17 protein-coding genes and 4 tRNA genes are annotated in these 13,184 nt (G+C 64.0%); 9 read left to right on the forward strand and 12 right to left on the reverse strand.

Going from position 1 to position 13,184, the window contains the following annotated elements; genetic code table 11:
• Positions 1-426, forward strand: coding sequence for a large conductance mechanosensitive channel protein MscL (gene mscL, locus NLI84_RS00680; RefSeq protein WP_255987441.1), 426 nt, complete (start codon positions 1-3; stop codon positions 424-426).
• Between the two features lie 54 nt (positions 427-480).
• Here mscL and NLI84_RS00685 read toward each other — a convergent pair whose 3' ends face one another.
• Positions 481-1,248: an HAD-IIA family hydrolase gene (locus tag NLI84_RS00685; RefSeq protein WP_255987442.1), complete on the reverse strand. Its 768-nt coding sequence runs from the start codon at positions 1,246-1,248 to the stop codon at positions 481-483.
• 151 nt (positions 1,249-1,399) lie between these two features.
• Here NLI84_RS00685 and rarD point away from each other — a divergent pair, with 151 nt between their 5' ends.
• A complete protein-coding gene (gene rarD / locus NLI84_RS00690; RefSeq protein ID WP_255987443.1) occupies positions 1,400-2,296 on the forward strand; it encodes an EamA family transporter RarD in 897 nt (298 codons plus the stop codon).
• On the opposite strand, the gene NLI84_RS00695 is transcribed toward rarD, so the two are convergent.
• The 4 genes from NLI84_RS00695 to NLI84_RS00710 all read right to left on the reverse strand — a co-directional run bounded on the left by NLI84_RS00695 (position 2,287) and on the right by NLI84_RS00710 (position 3,877).
• Positions 2,287-2,523 (reverse strand): putative signal transducing protein, encoded by a 237-nt coding sequence (locus tag NLI84_RS00695; protein WP_255987444.1) that lies wholly within the window; start codon positions 2,521-2,523, stop codon positions 2,287-2,289. The genes rarD and NLI84_RS00695 overlap by 10 nt on opposite strands.
• Positions 2,524-2,572: 49 nt before the next feature.
• Positions 2,573-2,800: a YMGG-like glycine zipper-containing protein gene (locus NLI84_RS00700; RefSeq protein WP_255987445.1), complete on the reverse strand. Its 228-nt coding sequence runs from the start codon at positions 2,798-2,800 to the stop codon at positions 2,573-2,575.
• A 101-nt stretch (positions 2,801-2,901) separates the two neighbouring features.
• A complete protein-coding gene (locus NLI84_RS00705; RefSeq protein ID WP_255987447.1) occupies positions 2,902-3,231 on the reverse strand; it encodes a nucleotide pyrophosphohydrolase in 330 nt (109 codons plus the stop codon).
• 46 nt (positions 3,232-3,277) lie between these two features.
• Positions 3,278-3,877 (reverse strand): Ivy family c-type lysozyme inhibitor, encoded by a 600-nt coding sequence (locus NLI84_RS00710; protein WP_255987453.1) that lies wholly within the window; start codon positions 3,875-3,877, stop codon positions 3,278-3,280.
• A 191-nt stretch (positions 3,878-4,068) separates the two neighbouring features.
• On the opposite strand from NLI84_RS00710, the gene NLI84_RS00715 reads away from it, so the two are divergent.
• Together NLI84_RS00715 and NLI84_RS00720 are read left to right on the forward strand one after the other, a co-directional pair.
• Positions 4,069-4,914 (forward strand): 23S rRNA (adenine(2030)-N(6))-methyltransferase RlmJ, encoded by an 846-nt coding sequence (locus NLI84_RS00715; protein ID WP_255987454.1) that lies wholly within the window; start codon positions 4,069-4,071, stop codon positions 4,912-4,914.
• A 68-nt stretch (positions 4,915-4,982) separates the two neighbouring features.
• The gene (locus NLI84_RS00720; RefSeq protein WP_255987455.1) at positions 4,983-5,912 is read left to right on the forward strand and encodes a hypothetical protein; all 930 of its coding nucleotides are present in this window, start codon (positions 4,983-4,985) and stop codon (positions 5,910-5,912) included.
• 4 nt (positions 5,913-5,916) lie between these two features.
• On the opposite strand, the gene NLI84_RS00725 is transcribed toward NLI84_RS00720, so the two are convergent.
• From NLI84_RS00725 to NLI84_RS00735, 3 genes are all read right to left on the reverse strand, one after another.
• Positions 5,917-6,330, reverse strand: coding sequence for a cupin domain-containing protein (locus tag NLI84_RS00725; RefSeq protein WP_255987456.1), 414 nt, complete (start codon positions 6,328-6,330; stop codon positions 5,917-5,919).
• A gap of 78 nt (positions 6,331-6,408) precedes the next feature.
• Entirely contained in the window at positions 6,409-7,101 is a 693-nt protein-coding gene (locus NLI84_RS00730) for a glutamine amidotransferase (protein WP_255987458.1), read from the reverse strand.
• A 121-nt stretch (positions 7,102-7,222) separates the two neighbouring features.
• Entirely contained in the window at positions 7,223-7,432 is a 210-nt protein-coding gene (locus NLI84_RS00735; RefSeq protein ID WP_255987459.1) for a DUF1289 domain-containing protein, read from the reverse strand.
• A 158-nt stretch (positions 7,433-7,590) separates the two neighbouring features.
• Here NLI84_RS00735 and NLI84_RS00740 point away from each other — a divergent pair, with 158 nt between their 5' ends.
• From NLI84_RS00740 to NLI84_RS00755, 4 genes are all read left to right on the forward strand, one after another.
• Positions 7,591-8,406: a UDP-2,3-diacylglucosamine diphosphatase gene (locus NLI84_RS00740; RefSeq protein ID WP_255987460.1), complete on the forward strand. Its 816-nt coding sequence runs from the start codon at positions 7,591-7,593 to the stop codon at positions 8,404-8,406.
• Positions 8,403-9,446: a glycosyltransferase family 4 protein gene (locus tag NLI84_RS00745; protein ID WP_255987462.1), complete on the forward strand. Its 1,044-nt coding sequence runs from the start codon at positions 8,403-8,405 to the stop codon at positions 9,444-9,446. The genes NLI84_RS00740 and NLI84_RS00745 overlap by 4 nt, the downstream gene beginning before the upstream one ends.
• 128 nt (positions 9,447-9,574) lie before the next feature.
• Positions 9,575-10,417, forward strand: coding sequence for a M90 family metallopeptidase (locus NLI84_RS00750; protein ID WP_255987463.1), 843 nt, complete (start codon positions 9,575-9,577; stop codon positions 10,415-10,417).
• Positions 10,408-11,151, forward strand: a complete 744-nt coding sequence (locus NLI84_RS00755; protein ID WP_255987464.1) for a class I SAM-dependent methyltransferase — start codon at positions 10,408-10,410, stop codon at positions 11,149-11,151. Before NLI84_RS00750 ends, NLI84_RS00755 begins: the two co-directional genes overlap by 10 nt.
• Positions 11,152-11,246: 95 nt before the next feature.
• Here NLI84_RS00755 and NLI84_RS00760 read toward each other — a convergent pair.
• From NLI84_RS00760 to NLI84_RS00775, 4 genes are all read right to left on the reverse strand, one after another.
• Positions 11,247-11,322: transfer RNA gene (locus tag NLI84_RS00760), tRNA-Asn, on the reverse strand.
• A 60-nt stretch (positions 11,323-11,382) separates the two neighbouring features.
• Positions 11,383-11,458: transfer RNA gene (locus NLI84_RS00765), tRNA-Asn, on the reverse strand.
• A 60-nt stretch (positions 11,459-11,518) separates the two neighbouring features.
• A tRNA-Asn gene (locus NLI84_RS00770) sits at positions 11,519-11,594 on the reverse strand.
• Positions 11,595-11,654: 60 nt separating this feature from the next.
• Positions 11,655-11,730: transfer RNA gene (locus tag NLI84_RS00775), tRNA-Asn, on the reverse strand.
• A gap of 85 nt (positions 11,731-11,815) precedes the next feature.
• On the opposite strand from NLI84_RS00775, the gene NLI84_RS00780 reads away from it, so the two are divergent.
• A complete protein-coding gene (locus NLI84_RS00780; RefSeq protein WP_255987466.1) occupies positions 11,816-13,075 on the forward strand; it encodes an AsmA family protein in 1,260 nt (419 codons plus the stop codon).
• Positions 13,076-13,184: the final 109 nt, after the last annotated feature.

The raw sequence follows: 13,184 nt of genomic DNA on the forward strand, positions 1-13,184 counted from the left end.
ATGCTGAAGGAATTCAAGGAATTTGCCATGCGCGGCAATGTGGTCGACCTTGCGGTCGGCGTGATCATTGGTGCCGCCTTCGGCAAGATCGTCGATTCGCTGGTCAAGGATGTGATCATGCCGCCGATCGGCCTCATCCTCGGCAAGGTCGATTTCTCCAACCTCTACCTGTTGCTGAAGGACGGCGGCGTACCGGGCCCCTACGCGACGCTCAAGGCGGCGCAGGATGCCGGCGCCGTCACCATCAACTACGGCAACTTCATCAATGCCGGTATCAGCTTCATCATCGTCGCCTTCGCGGTATTCCTGTTGATCAAGGGCATCAACAAGCTGCGCCAGGAGAAGGAAGCCGCCACGGCCGAGCCGGCGCCGACACCCGAGGAAGTCGTGCTGCTGCGTGAGATTCGCGATGCACTGAAGAAATAGCGCTCGCGCCCAAACAAAAAGCCCGCAATCGCGGGCTTTTTTGCGTGAGACCGGCTACAGCTGGGCCGGGTCGATCTGGCCGACGTGATCGAACACGTGATCGGGCTTGTACGGGAAGTCGTCGATCATCGCCTGGGTCGTCACACCGGAGAGCACCAGCGCCGTGGTCATGCCGGCCTCCATGCCACCGACAATGTCGGTGTCCATCCGGTCACCGACCATCACCGCCTCTTCCGGGTGCACGCCAAGCTTGCGCGTAGCCAGCGTCATCATCAGCGCATTGGGTTTGCCGACGATATAGGGGCGCTTGCCGGTAGCGGCCGAGATGGCGGCGAGGATGGTGCCGGCCGCCGGTTCGTTGCCGCCTTCCACCGGATCGATCATGTCCGGATTGGTGCCGATGAACTTGGCGCCGGCGTCGATGAAGCGAACCGCCTTCTTCAGCTGCTCGAACGAGAAGCTGCTCGACTTGGCGACCACCACGTAGTCCGGCCGCGACTCGGAGATCGAGAAGCCCACATTGTAGAGCTCGTTGATCAGCCCGCCGCCGCCCACCACGTAGGCCGTTGCCCGCTCCTTCTGCTGCTTGAGGAACATCGCCGTTGCCATGGCGCTGGTGATGAAGTTGTCCTCGGTCAGCCCCCGGATGCCGAGGTACTCGAGCTTGAGCTTGAGATCGAGCGGCGTCTGTTCGGCATTGTTGGTCAGGAACAGGAACGGCGCCTTCTCGGCAAGCAGGCGCTGCACGAATTCGTTGGCGCCTGGAATCAGCTGCTTGCCGCGGTAGATCACGCCGTCCATGTCGGAAATGATGGCTTTCATGCTCGTCCGCAGAAGGTAGTCGAAAACACCAGTGTAAACGCCCGGCATCGCCCGGTGCCATGCTTTTCCCGCATGCGCCGGGGGTTTCCCCAGTACCGCCCCCCTCAGCCATTGCGTAGAGTGGGCGCCCCTCCACCGCTCGCAGGCATCCATGCAGACCGGCATCCTCTATGCGCTCGCCGCCTATTTGCTATGGGGTCTGCTGCCGTTGTTCCTCAAGCAACTGCACGGCATCCCGCCGACCGAGGTGCTGTTGCATCGCATGGTGTGGTCGCTGGTCTTTCTCGGCGCCATCCTCGCAGTGCGCCGTCACTGGCGCTGGCTGGGCGCCGCGCTGCACGACAAGGCGCTACTCGCACGCTTTGCCGCCAGCGCGCTGCTGCTGGCAATCAACTGGTTCACCTATATCTGGGCCGTGAATGCCGACCGGGTGATCGACGCCAGCCTCGGCTACTTCATCAACCCGCTGATCAGCGTGCTGATGGGTGTGATCCTGCTGCGCGAACGGCTGCGCCTGGGCCAGTGGCTGGCCGTGGCCGTGGCGACCTGCGGCGTGGCCTGGCTCACCTGGCAGGCCGGGCAGTTGCCGTGGATCGCGCTGACGCTCGCGCTGTCGTTCGGCTTCTATGGCCTGTTGCGCAAGACGGCGCAGCTGGGCGCGCTCGAAGGGCTGTCGCTGGAGACACTGATCTTCTTCCCGGTGGCGGGCGGTGCGCTGGCCTGGTTGCTCGGCAGCGGCGAGGCAGGGTTCGATACCGCCAGCAGCTGGGTGCAGCTGCTATGCCTGATGGCAGGCCCCTTCACCGCCGTGCCGCTGCTATTGTTCGCCGCCGCTGCGCGCCGGCTGCCGCTGTCGCTCCTGGGCATCCTGCAGTACAGCGGGCCGACGGTGCAGCTGCTCTTAGGCATTTTCCTGTGGCACGAGCCATTTAGCGGCGCCAAGGCGCTGGGCTTTGCGCTGATCTGGGCGGCACTGGCGCTGTATACGCTGGAAGGCTGGTGGACGGGGCGGATGCGCGGGCGACCGGCCAACGCCAATCAGGCATAGCCCTCGTCCGGCAGCGGTTCTGCCGCCCGCCATTCGGCGATTACCCGTCTGGCCGCGCTCACGTCTTCGTCCTCGACCCAGATTGCCACGAGTCCCGTCACTGGCAATTCGCCCATCGCACCGGTCAGGTATTCGCCGCGCAGCTCGCACGGGATACGGCTGGCTTGCAGCCAATGTTTCACCAGATGCGCTTCGATGGTGTTTTCTGCCTGGAACACACGCTGCATGGATCGATTTCCGATGACGGAGTCGTTACAGCGTAGCCCAGCACACCCCTCAGCGCTTTTTCTTCGATGGCTGGGTGGTTTCGTGGCTGATCACGCCGCCAACGGCGGCACCGCCCACAGTGCCCAGCGCACTGCCATCGGTGAGGATGGCGCCGAGCACGCCGCCTGCGGTGGCACCGATGGCGGTGTTGCGCTGGGTTTCGTTCATGCTGGCGCAACCGCTGGCCAGCAGGACCGCAGTGGTGAGGCAGGCAAATCGGGTAGCTAGATGCGTCATGGTCGTTTCTCCAGTTCGCCGATGGGCTCGGCTGTGGAACGGAGAATAAATGCGTGCACCCAGACGCCCCAGTGGGCGGCGCAACACACGCCGCGTAAAAGTTACCGCGCTGGGGGCGGATACTTGCGCGCGTTCTTCGCCATCTTGTCGGCGATCGCCGCCTCGACGTCGACACCGAGCACGTCTGCCAGGCGCAGCATGTAGATCAGCACGTCGGCCATCTCCTCCTCCACCGGCACGCGCCGCGCCGGATCTGAGGCGATGGCCTGCGCCTCTTCCGGCGTCAGCCACTGGAAGTGCTCGACGAGCTCGGCCATCTCCACCGACATCGCCATCACCAGATTCTTGGGCGTGTGGTAGCGCTCCCAGTCGCGGGCGCGGGCGAAATCACGAATTTCGGCGGTCAGTTGCTGCAGGTCCACGGCGTGCATCCAATGCGAAAACACGCATCGTGGACCAGCCGCACTAGCCACGCAATCAGACGCTGCCGACGTTGGAGATGAAGGTCTGCACGTCCTTGGGCTTGGTGAGCGGCTCGCCGGGGCTGGCGTAGACGGTGAGCTTGCCATTTTCCACCAGGCCCACCTCCAGCCGCTTGGCCTTGCTGTCGATCAGCAGATAGGCCGCGTCGACACCGCCCTGATGCGGCTTGTTGCCGGTGACGTAAAGCACGCCCCCCTGCTTCAGCGGGGCCTGGGTGCCCATATTGGCGCGGAAGGTATCGAGCTTGTCGCCGAGCAAGGCCTTGAGCTCGGGCATGATGGGGCTGACCTCGGTAAAGAGGCCGATGTCGCGCGGATACTGGCCAACCAGCGTATCGAGCCGGCGCCAGTCCTCGCCCACCAGCTTGCGTGCGCCCTGTTTCAGCTTCTCACCGTGCTCCTTGGCCTGCGCCACCACCGCGCTGGCGTCGAGCCCGCTATCGGCGATCACCGCGCTTGCTTGTGCCTTCATCTCGTCGATGGCGGCACGGGTCCCCTGCGCCACCGCATTGTCCACTTCCTGCTTCGCGGTTTCGACCGCGCGATCGCAGCCCGCCAATGCCAGCAGGGCTGCCAGAAGAATGGCTGTCCTCATCATCATGCTCCTTGGTTGTCGTTGCATCTGAATTGCCAAGATGCTGCGGAGTTCCCGCCGCCAGCGGCGCTCGCCTGATCTTTGGCACAAGTAACCGTGGCAGGCGCGGATTGCAAACCGTCCATGCCGACGCGTTGGCAAGCGTCACGTAGCGCGCTAACCTCTCGCCCTGTCCTCCCGATGTGCCGCCCATGCTCAGTTATCGCCATGCCTTTCATGCCGGCAATCACGCCGACGTGCTCAAGCACTTTCTGCTCGTCGAGCTGCTCCATTACCTGAACCAGAAGGACAAACCCTACTGGTATCTCGACACCCACGCCGGCGCCGGCCTTTACGCGTTGACCGAGGGCTATGCGGCCAAGAACGCCGAATTCGAAGGCGGCATCGCCCGGCTATGGCAGCGCAACGATCTACCTCAGGCGCTGGCGCGCTACGTGGCGCTGATCCGCGGCTTCAACCCCGATGGCAGGCTCGCCTTCTATCCGGGCTCACCGCTGGTGGCGCAACGTGCGATGCGCGCGGATGACAGGCTGCGGCTCTACGAGCTGCACCCCACCGACGGCAAGCTGCTGGCGGAGAACGTCGCCACGCTGGGCCGCCAGGCGCAGTGGCAACAGGCGGACGGCTTTGCCGGCATCAAGGCGGTGTTGCCGCCGCCACCGCGCCGCGCGCTGACGCTGATCGATCCGCCTTACGAAGACAAGAGCGACTATCGCCGCGTGGTCGACGCGCTGGAGGAGGCGCTCAAGCGCTTTGCCACCGGCGTCTACGCGGTCTGGTACCCGTGCCTGCAGCGCGAAGAGGCGCGGGCCTTGCCGCAACAGTTGAAGAAACTGCCAGTCAAGGGCTGGCTGCGCGCCGAATTGTTCGTACAGGGGCCGTCAAACGACGGCTTCGGCATGCATGGTAGCGGCGTCTTCATCCTCAATCCGCCTTATACGTTGTACGCCACGCTGGCCGAAGTGCTGCCCTATCTCGCGAGCCAGCTGGCCCTCGATGGCGGTGCGCGGCATGTGTTGGAAAAAGGTGGCGACTAGGCACGCCGCAACCGCGAAAAGCACGAAAATTGCCTAGACTGGCAGCGTTTATATCCAGTCGGCATCTCATGCACCGCACCCTAGTCCTCTTGGCGCTGCTGACCTACAGCAGCGCTTATGCCGCACCGCTGCGCCTGGCGGCGCGCGAAAATCTGGAAGAACGCGCCAACGCGATGCTGGCGCTGATGACGTATTCGACCACGCTGGATCTCACTTCCAGTACGCTGTCGATCGAGGAAGCCAATACCGGCAACCCCGACATCATCATGAGCCAGCTAGGCGGGGGCGACACGATCAGCGACGAGATTCCACTGTATCTGGAAGGCTCGATCGCCTACAGCCGCTACGATCCGGTGTTCGTCAGTACCAACGGCGCGGAATCGCGCTCCATCCCCACGAAATGGACCGGTGTCTCCGCCACCGGCGGCATCGGCTGGGATTTCCCGATCGCGGACGAATGGGTGATACGGCCCATCTTGAATATTGCGCTGGGCTATATGACCAGCGATGTGAACGCCGCGCGCTGGTATATCGGCCGCGAAATAGATCGCGATATCGAGTTCCTCGATAACGGTCACATGAGCGCCGCTGGTGGGGGCGCTGCGCTGATGCTCGATTGGGAACGGGTGCGCCCCGATTACGAAATCGATCTGGAGCTGCGCTACAGTTACATCTACTTGCAGAACGTCGGCAGCAGCAAGTTGGTTGATGGCCATGCCGTGGGCCAGACCGCCAACCTGTGGGCACGCTGGCGCGCGCCGACCGGCATCACGCTGATGCAACGGCCACTGCGCTATGTGCTGGAGGTGTCGCACTCGGAGTATCTGGGCGACCAGGCGGGCGTACTCGGTTTCGAACGCTTGTCGACGCTGGGCGCCGGCATCGAGTTCGATTCTTCGGCTTACGACATCATCATCACCCGTACCCGGCTGGTGCTGCGGCATGTCATGGGCGACAACGTCTCCGGCTTCTCGCTGGGCTTTGCCGTCAGCTTCTGAACATTCAGCTTGATGGATTCGCGGCGAACCAGTCGACGATGGCCGGCATCTCGGCCTCGAAGCCCCCCGGGATATAGAAATTGAGCACACCGGCCCGCGTCTGGCCGCGATTGGCGAAGTCGTGCGTCACGCCCGCGGGGATACGCACGAAGGTGCCGGGGGCGGCGTCGAACCAGGCATCGCCCGCCAGAAAACTCATGGTGCCACCGATCACGTAGAACACGTCGTCGTTCGCATCGTGGTGATGCGCGCCCGGCCCTTCGGTATGCGGGTCCAGCCACCATTCAGAGATCGAATAGCGATTCGCCGTCTCCTCCCCATCGGCGAGGAACGACGCCTGCATCGGGCCCAGCGCATAGTGGCGCCCGCTGCCCGCCGGCAGCACGATCACGCTAGTTTCATGCCTGGTCTCTTCCATCGCACGCCCTCCTGCTCGATAGCTCTCACCCTAAACCACAGTCACCGCCAGATCGGGTGAGCATGGATGGATGGCAGCCTAGCCGGGCAATTGCGCCAGCCAGTTCTGCAGCAGCTCTTCGGCGATCGCCGGTGCCGCGCCGCCCAGCAAACCGGCCTCGTCGCGTAGCCAGTTCACCGGGATGCTGGCCGCTGCCAGCTCGCTGGCGTGGCCAACCAGCCATTGCTCGATGCGGGCCGGATCGACCTCGGGGTGGAACTGCAGACCCAGCACGGCAGGCCCCAGTGCAAATGCCTGGTTCGGATACAACGCGCTACTGGCGAGCAAGGTGGCGTTGACGGGCAAATCGAAGGTATCGCCGTGCCAATGCAGCACCGGCTTGTCCTGCAACACCGCAAGCGGCGAAGCCTGCCCGGCGGGGCTGAGGGTGATCGCGCCCCAGCCGATTTCCCGGGCGTGCCCCGGATACACCCGCGCACCGAGCGCCGCGGCGATCAGCTGCGCCCCCAGGCACAGCCCCAACGTCGGCCGCATCGCTTGCAAGCGCGCAGCAAGGCCACGCTTTTCGTCGACCAGCCAGGGATAGTCGGCGTCCTGATAGGCACCGATCGGCCCACCGCACAGCACGGTGAGATCGGCCGCGTATGCGGCGGCCAGGTCGTCCACACCGGCGTCGAAACAACGGATGTCATAGCCCGCAGCCGCCAGTGGTGCGCCAAACAGGCCCAGATCTTCGAACTGTATGTGGCGGATGACTGCGGCAGTCTTCATGGTGGATGTCCTGATCGCGTTGGGCGGCACACGAGCGCGCGTTAATCGGCGACGCCTGTTGCCGTGTCGCGATCATACCTGTCCGATGTGCCCGACAGGCAAGCCGCCCTTCAGCCGGGAGTCAGCCTCGGCTGATCCAGGGCGGCGCCAGGCCCAGCCCGGCCCAGTGCGCTTCCAGCCGCTGCCAAACGGCGTCCTTTTCCGCATCCGACAGAAACACCCAGTTGGCCACCTCGAAAAAGGTGCGCCCACAGCCCCGGCACACTTCGTCGCCCAGCGCCGTTGAGCACAGCGCAACGCAGGGGGAATCGGGTCGATCGGGGTGGGACATCGGGCACTCCTTTGCAGAGCCGCGACTATCGCTGCGCCGTTGTTGGCTGTCAATCGATGACCGCCGTGTTGCATGTCATTGATTGGCAATAAATGTTTCGCTGGAGCGTCATATTGCAGCGGCATGATGCGCGGCATGTAAAGACGGACGCGCTGCCCATGAGTGACCCCACCCTCAAGTTCCGCAGCATCTGGATTTCGGATGTCCACCTGGGCACTTCGGGCTGCCAGGCAGACTACCTGCTCGACTTCCTCAGGCATACCGATTGCGATTACCTCTACCTCGTCGGCGACATCATCGACGGCTGGGCGCTCAAGCGCAGCTGGTTCTGGCACCAAAGCCACAACGACGTGATCCAGAAGGTGCTGCGCAAGGCACGCAAGGGCACGCACGTGATCTACATCCCGGGCAACCACGACGAAGGCGCGCGCCAGTTCCTCGGCCTGATGTTCGGCGACATCCGCATCGAGGATGAAGTCACCCACACCACCGTCGACGGCCGCCGCTTCCTGGTGCTGCATGGCGATCGCTTCGACGGCGTGGTGCAATGCGCCAAGTGGCTGGCCATCGTCGGCGATCGCGCCTACGGCATCACGCTCAAGCTCAATCACTGGTTCAACCGCATCCGCACCCGGCTCGGGCTCGGCTACTGGTCGCTGTCGCAATACCTCAAGCACAAGGTGAAGACGGCGGTGAACTTCGTCACCGACTTCGAGGAAGCCGTCGCCGCGGAGGCAAGGTCGCGCGGGCTCGATGGCGTGATCTGCGGCCACATCCACAAGGCCGAGATGCGCGACATCAACGGCGTGCTCTATTGCAACGACGGCGACTGGGTCGAGAGCCTGACCGCCCTCGTCGAGCTACCCACTGGCGAGCTCAAGATCGTCACCTGGCAGCAGTACTTTGCCGAACAGTCGGCACAGATTGCCGAACTCAGCCTGCCTGCCCCCACCCTGGAAGGAGTCGCCGCATGAAGATCCTGATCGTCACCGACGCCTGGGAGCCGCAAGTCAACGGTGTGGTGCGCACGCTCAAGCAGACCCGCCACGAGCTCACGCAAATGGGCCACACCGTCGAGTTGCTCACGCCGCAGGAATTCAAGACCTTCCCCTGCCCGACCTATCCGGAGATTCGGCTGTCGTGGCGCCCCGGGCGCAAGATCGCGGCACGGATAGCAACCTTCGCGCCCGATGCCATCCATATTGCGACCGAAGGCCCGCTGGGCCTGGCCGCGCGCAAATACTGCATCCGCAACAAGCTGCCTTTCACCACGGCGTATCACTCGCGCTTCCCGGAATACGTGAACCTGCGCTTCCGGCTACCGCTGAGCTGGACCTACGCCTGGCTCACGCGCTTTCACAATGCGGCCGAAGCGACGATGGCGCCGACCCGCGTGGTGGTCGACGACCTGAAGGCGCGCGGTTTCACCAAGACGGTGATGTGGAGCCGCGGCGTCGATCTTGACCTGTTCAAGCCGGGATCGCGCGAGCGGCTGCAGACGCGCAAGCCAATCTTCGTCTACGTCGGCCGCGTCGCTGTCGAGAAGAACGTCGAGGCCTTCCTAGCGCTCGACCTACCCGGCTCCAAATGGGTGTGTGGCGATGGCCCCGCGGCAGCCGCGCTGCGTGCCAAGTATCCGCAAGTCAACTGGTTGGGCGTGCTGGGTCAGCAGGAACTGGCCGCGGTGTACAACGCCGCCGACGTGTTCGTCTTCCCCAGCAAGACCGATACCTTTGGCCTGGTGCTGCTCGAGGCCATGGCCTGCGGCTGCCCGGTGGCGGCCTACCCGGTGACCGGCCCGATCGACGTGATCGGCCCCGACGGCCCGGGCGCGCTCAAGGACGATCTGAAGAGCGCCTGCCTCGCCGCACTGACGATCGATCGCACCGAGGTGCGCCGCTTCGCCGAGCGCTACTCGTGGGCGGCAGCCAGCCGGCAGTTCCTGTCGCATCTGCATCCATTCACGCCGCACGCACAGGCTGAATCGCGCCTGGCGAGCGAAGTGGCGGGCTGACGGGGCAAGCCTGCGCTTTTCAAGGGGTGGCGCGGTCGTCGCGGCTTGTCGGCGGCGCTGCTTGATTAAAAGCTTACGGCGCCCATATCCTCGTCACGACAATGTCGTCGTGCACCAGGAAGGCCCCCATGTTCGGCTTGTTCCGCGACCATCGCCGCAAAAAGCATCTTGCCGCGAACCCGATTCCGGATTCGCTGTGGCGCGAGGCGATCGCCCTGCCGCTGTTCATCGGCCTCTCCACCGACGAGCGAGCACGCCTGCGTGAACACGCCGCCTGGTTCCTGCACGAGAAAACCATCACCCCTCTGCACGGCCTGCAGCTGGACGACCAGGCGCGGGTCATCCTCGCCGCCCAGGCGGTGCTGCCCATCCTCAACCTGGGCTTCGATGCCTACGACGACTGGCACGAAGTCGTGCTCTACCCGGGCCAGTTCCTCACTCGCGATCGCTACACCGACGCCATCGGCGTGGTCCACGAAGGCGAACAGGTGCTGGCGGGCCAAGCCCGGCCGGACGGCCCCGTGCTGCTGTCCTGGCTCGATGTTTCGCAATCGGCCTGGCTAGACGGCTGGAACGTGGTCATCCACGAGTTCGCCCACAAGCTCGACATGCGCGGCAGCGCCGGCCACGCCAACGGGCGGCCGCTGCTACACAAGGGGATGGACGCCGAGGCCTGGAAGCGGGCATTCTCTGCGGCCTTCGCGCAGTTGAAAGGCCTCGCCGATTTCGACCGCTACAGTCCGATCGACCTTTACGCCGCCGAAAATCCCGCCGAGTGCTTTGCCGTGTTCTCCGAATATTTCTTCGAGACGCCACACGCGGTCGCCGACCATTACCCCGCCGTGTATGAGCAATTGAAACAGTTCTATCAGCAAGACCCGCTGGCCCGCCTGCCGCGCGTGCGCTACCGCCCGGCGTTCGAGCCGGTCGAGTTCGGCCCCATCGTGCCGACACCGACGCCATGGCAGTAGGCCTCCTCGCCAACGGCAGTGACGACACCGTGGCGCTGGCCCTGCGTTTCGGCCTGCCGCAGATCGATGTGGCGCCACAGCAAGGCGCATATCTGGTGTGGGAAGACGCCCATCTGGCGCTCGCCACCGTGGGTGACAAGACGCGCGTCTGGGTCGACTTCGTCGGCGGCGCGCAAGGCCACCGGCGCAAGCACGGCGGCGGGCGCGGCCAGCCGGTGGCGCGTGCATTGGGCCTCAAGCCCGACTACAACCCGACGGTACTCGACGCCACGGCGGGCCTCGCGCGCGATGCCTTCGTGCTCGCCAGCCTCGGCTGCACGCTGACGCTGCTGGAACGCTCGCCCGTCGCCTGCGCGCTGGTGGCGGACGGTCTGGACCGTGCCGGCCAACACCCCGATACGGCCAACATCGCCGCACGCATGACGCTGATCCATGCCGATGCCCGGCAGTGGCTGCAGGCCAGCACGGCACAATGGGATGTGGTGTTCGTCGACCCGATGTTTCCCGAGCCCGGTAAGCGCGCCAAACCCAAGAAGGAGATGGCCGCGTTCCAGGCCTTGATCGGTGGCGATGAGGATGCGGACGCGCTGCTTGATCTGGCTCGGCGCCACGCCACACGCCGTGTGGTGGTGAAACGCCCGCGCATCGCGCCGTGGCTCGCCGGTGAAAAACCGGCGTTCGCCTTCGACGGTGAAAGCACGCGCTTTGACGCCTATCTGCCGATTGCCGGCTGAAACGGCCCCTTGCCAAGCACGATGCCACGCAGATAGGCTTACACCGCTCGCAGCAAGAACGAAAAAGCCGCCATGCAGTGCATGGCGGCTTGATCTGGCTCCCCGACCTGGGCTCGAACCAGGGACACACGGATTAACAGTCCGTTGCTCTACCGACTGAGCTATCGGGGAATATTCGGTTTGTGCTGCTTGCTAAGAACCCGCCGTAAACAGCGAATTTGGGAATTCGTTTGGCTCCCCGACCTGGGCTCGAACCAGGGACACACGGATTAACAGTCCGTTGCTCTACCGACTGAGCTATCGGGGAATATTCGGTTTGTGCTGCTTGCTAAGAACCCGCCGTAAACAGCGAATTTGGGAATTCGTTTGGCTCCCCGACCTGGGCTCGAACCAGGGACACACGGATTAACAGTCCGTTGCTCTACCGACTGAGCTATCGGGGAATATTCGGTTTGTGCTGCTTGCTAAGAACCCGCCGTAAACAGCGAATTTGGGAATTCGTTTGGCTCCCCGACCTGGGCTCGAACCAGGGACACACGGATTAACAGTCCGTTGCTCTACCGACTGAGCTATCGGGGAATCGGTGAGGTGCGTATAATAGGTAGCCCTAGAATTCGTGTCAACTCGATTCGAAAATAAAAAATGATATTCTGTGGAGGAACACTTGGGAAAACTCAAAATACTGTTGGGCACGCTGTTGGTGCTGGTCCTGATCGTGGCCGCCCTGCCCCTGCTGCTTCCCGCCAACCTGTTCAGTGATCCTGTCATTGCCATGGGCCAGAAGATGACCCACGGCAAGTTCGAGGTGAAACGGGTCGCATTCGAGTACTATCCCAAGCCCGCCGTGGTGCTGGAGAACGTGGTGCTGGAAAGCGCCGACAGCGCCAGCATCGATCGCATCCTGATTCCGCTCACGGCCAAGAATGTGCTGGCCTGGGGCGAGACGCTGCAAGGCATCGTCATCGAAGGGGGGCGCTTCAGCCCTGATTTCGCCACGCAGTTGCCGCAAAAGCTCAAGCCCGAACCCGGTACGCCACGCCTGACCACGCTCAGCCTGGAACGCACCAGTGTCGTCCTGGGCAAGAGCCAGCTCGGCCCGGTCAGCGGCATGCTGAAGTTCGGCACGAGCGGTGAGCTGACCGAGCTGGAGATCAACGACAATACCGGCCAGCTGGAATTGTTGGTGCAACCCCACGGCGAAGGCCAGTTCGCAGTTCAGCTCAATGCCACCGGCTGGGAAGTGCCGCTGGGCTACCCGGCCAAGTTCGACTTCCTGCGCCTCAAGGGCATCGCCCACGCCAACGGGATCGACATCGAGGAGGTCCGTGGCGATCTGTACGGTGGTGTGATCACCGGCAGTGCCCAGCTCACCTGGACCGAGGGCTGGCAGCTCGCCGGAACGCTGCGCGGCAGCGGCGTACAGGCCGAACTCTTGAGCAAGGTGTTCAGCAGCAACACCTACGCCACGGGGCGCCTGGAAGCGGAAGCTCGCTTCGTCTATCAGGCCGATGGCTACGCCAAGCTGTTCGAAAACGCCGGCATCGATGCCACCTTGCTGGTTCGCGACGGCGTGCTGCACAATTTCGACCTGGTGACACCGCTCAAGTCGTCCACCCCGGTCACCTACTCGCGTGGCGGCCAGACCCGTTTCGCCACGGTGTCGGGCAAACTGGCGGTCCGCGGCAAGGATGTGCAGTTCTCCGGCATGAAAATCGATGGCGGCAAGTTCTCCGCCAATGGCCACCTGCGCATCGGCGAAGGCCAGAAGCTCGCCGGCGTGGTCGCCAGCAAGCTCTCCAGTGGCGCCATCGCCGTCAGCAACCAGATCCGCGTTGCCGGCACGCTGCCCGCGCCCGAGTTCCGCACCGGTGCGGCCTTCCGCCCACGCGCCGGCGAGGAAGCACTGGCCGCGCCCGCCCAATAAGCGTTTTTAGCGCGTTTCGCACTTCTTGCCAGAACCGCTACGCCGGGTTTTGTCGGCAGCGCCAAACGCCAGACCCACCAGCAAGGATCAATGCCCCGCCGCGCGCGGG

Source organism: Chitinolyticbacter albus (assembly GCF_024437655.1).
In the GTDB taxonomy this organism is placed as follows: domain Bacteria; phylum Pseudomonadota; class Gammaproteobacteria; order Burkholderiales; family Chitinibacteraceae; genus Chitinolyticbacter; species Chitinolyticbacter albus.

Excerpts from the sequence above, each read along its gene's own strand:
- NLI84_RS00745 (WP_255987462.1), top strand. The coding sequence starts at position 8,403 with ATGAAGATCCTGATCGTCACCGACGCCTGGGAGCCGCAAGTCAACGGT.
- NLI84_RS00715 (WP_255987454.1), top strand. The coding sequence starts at position 4,069 with ATGCTCAGTTATCGCCATGCCTTTCATGCCGGCAATCACGCCGACGTG.
- NLI84_RS00735 (WP_255987459.1), bottom strand. The coding sequence starts at position 7,432 with ATGTCCCACCCCGATCGACCCGATTCCCCCTGCGTTGCGCTGTGCTCA.
- NLI84_RS00720 (WP_255987455.1), top strand. The coding sequence starts at position 4,983 with ATGCACCGCACCCTAGTCCTCTTGGCGCTGCTGACCTACAGCAGCGCT.
- NLI84_RS00740 (WP_255987460.1), top strand. The coding sequence starts at position 7,591 with ATGAGTGACCCCACCCTCAAGTTCCGCAGCATCTGGATTTCGGATGTC.
- NLI84_RS00685 (WP_255987442.1), bottom strand. The coding sequence starts at position 1,248 with ATGAAAGCCATCATTTCCGACATGGACGGCGTGATCTACCGCGGCAAG.
- NLI84_RS00700 (WP_255987445.1), bottom strand. The coding sequence starts at position 2,800 with ATGACGCATCTAGCTACCCGATTTGCCTGCCTCACCACTGCGGTCCTG.
- NLI84_RS00750 (WP_255987463.1), top strand. The coding sequence starts at position 9,575 with ATGTTCGGCTTGTTCCGCGACCATCGCCGCAAAAAGCATCTTGCCGCG.
- NLI84_RS00695 (WP_255987444.1), bottom strand. The coding sequence starts at position 2,523 with ATGCAGCGTGTGTTCCAGGCAGAAAACACCATCGAAGCGCATCTGGTG.
- NLI84_RS00755 (WP_255987464.1), top strand. The coding sequence starts at position 10,408 with ATGGCAGTAGGCCTCCTCGCCAACGGCAGTGACGACACCGTGGCGCTG.
- NLI84_RS00705 (WP_255987447.1), bottom strand. The coding sequence starts at position 3,231 with ATGCACGCCGTGGACCTGCAGCAACTGACCGCCGAAATTCGTGATTTC.
- rarD (WP_255987443.1), top strand. The coding sequence starts at position 1,400 with ATGCAGACCGGCATCCTCTATGCGCTCGCCGCCTATTTGCTATGGGGT.
- NLI84_RS00725 (WP_255987456.1), bottom strand. The coding sequence starts at position 6,330 with ATGGAAGAGACCAGGCATGAAACTAGCGTGATCGTGCTGCCGGCGGGC.
- NLI84_RS00730 (WP_255987458.1), bottom strand. The coding sequence starts at position 7,101 with ATGAAGACTGCCGCAGTCATCCGCCACATACAGTTCGAAGATCTGGGC.
- NLI84_RS00710 (WP_255987453.1), bottom strand. The coding sequence starts at position 3,877 with ATGAGGACAGCCATTCTTCTGGCAGCCCTGCTGGCATTGGCGGGCTGC.
- mscL (WP_255987441.1), top strand. The coding sequence starts at position 1 with ATGCTGAAGGAATTCAAGGAATTTGCCATGCGCGGCAATGTGGTCGAC.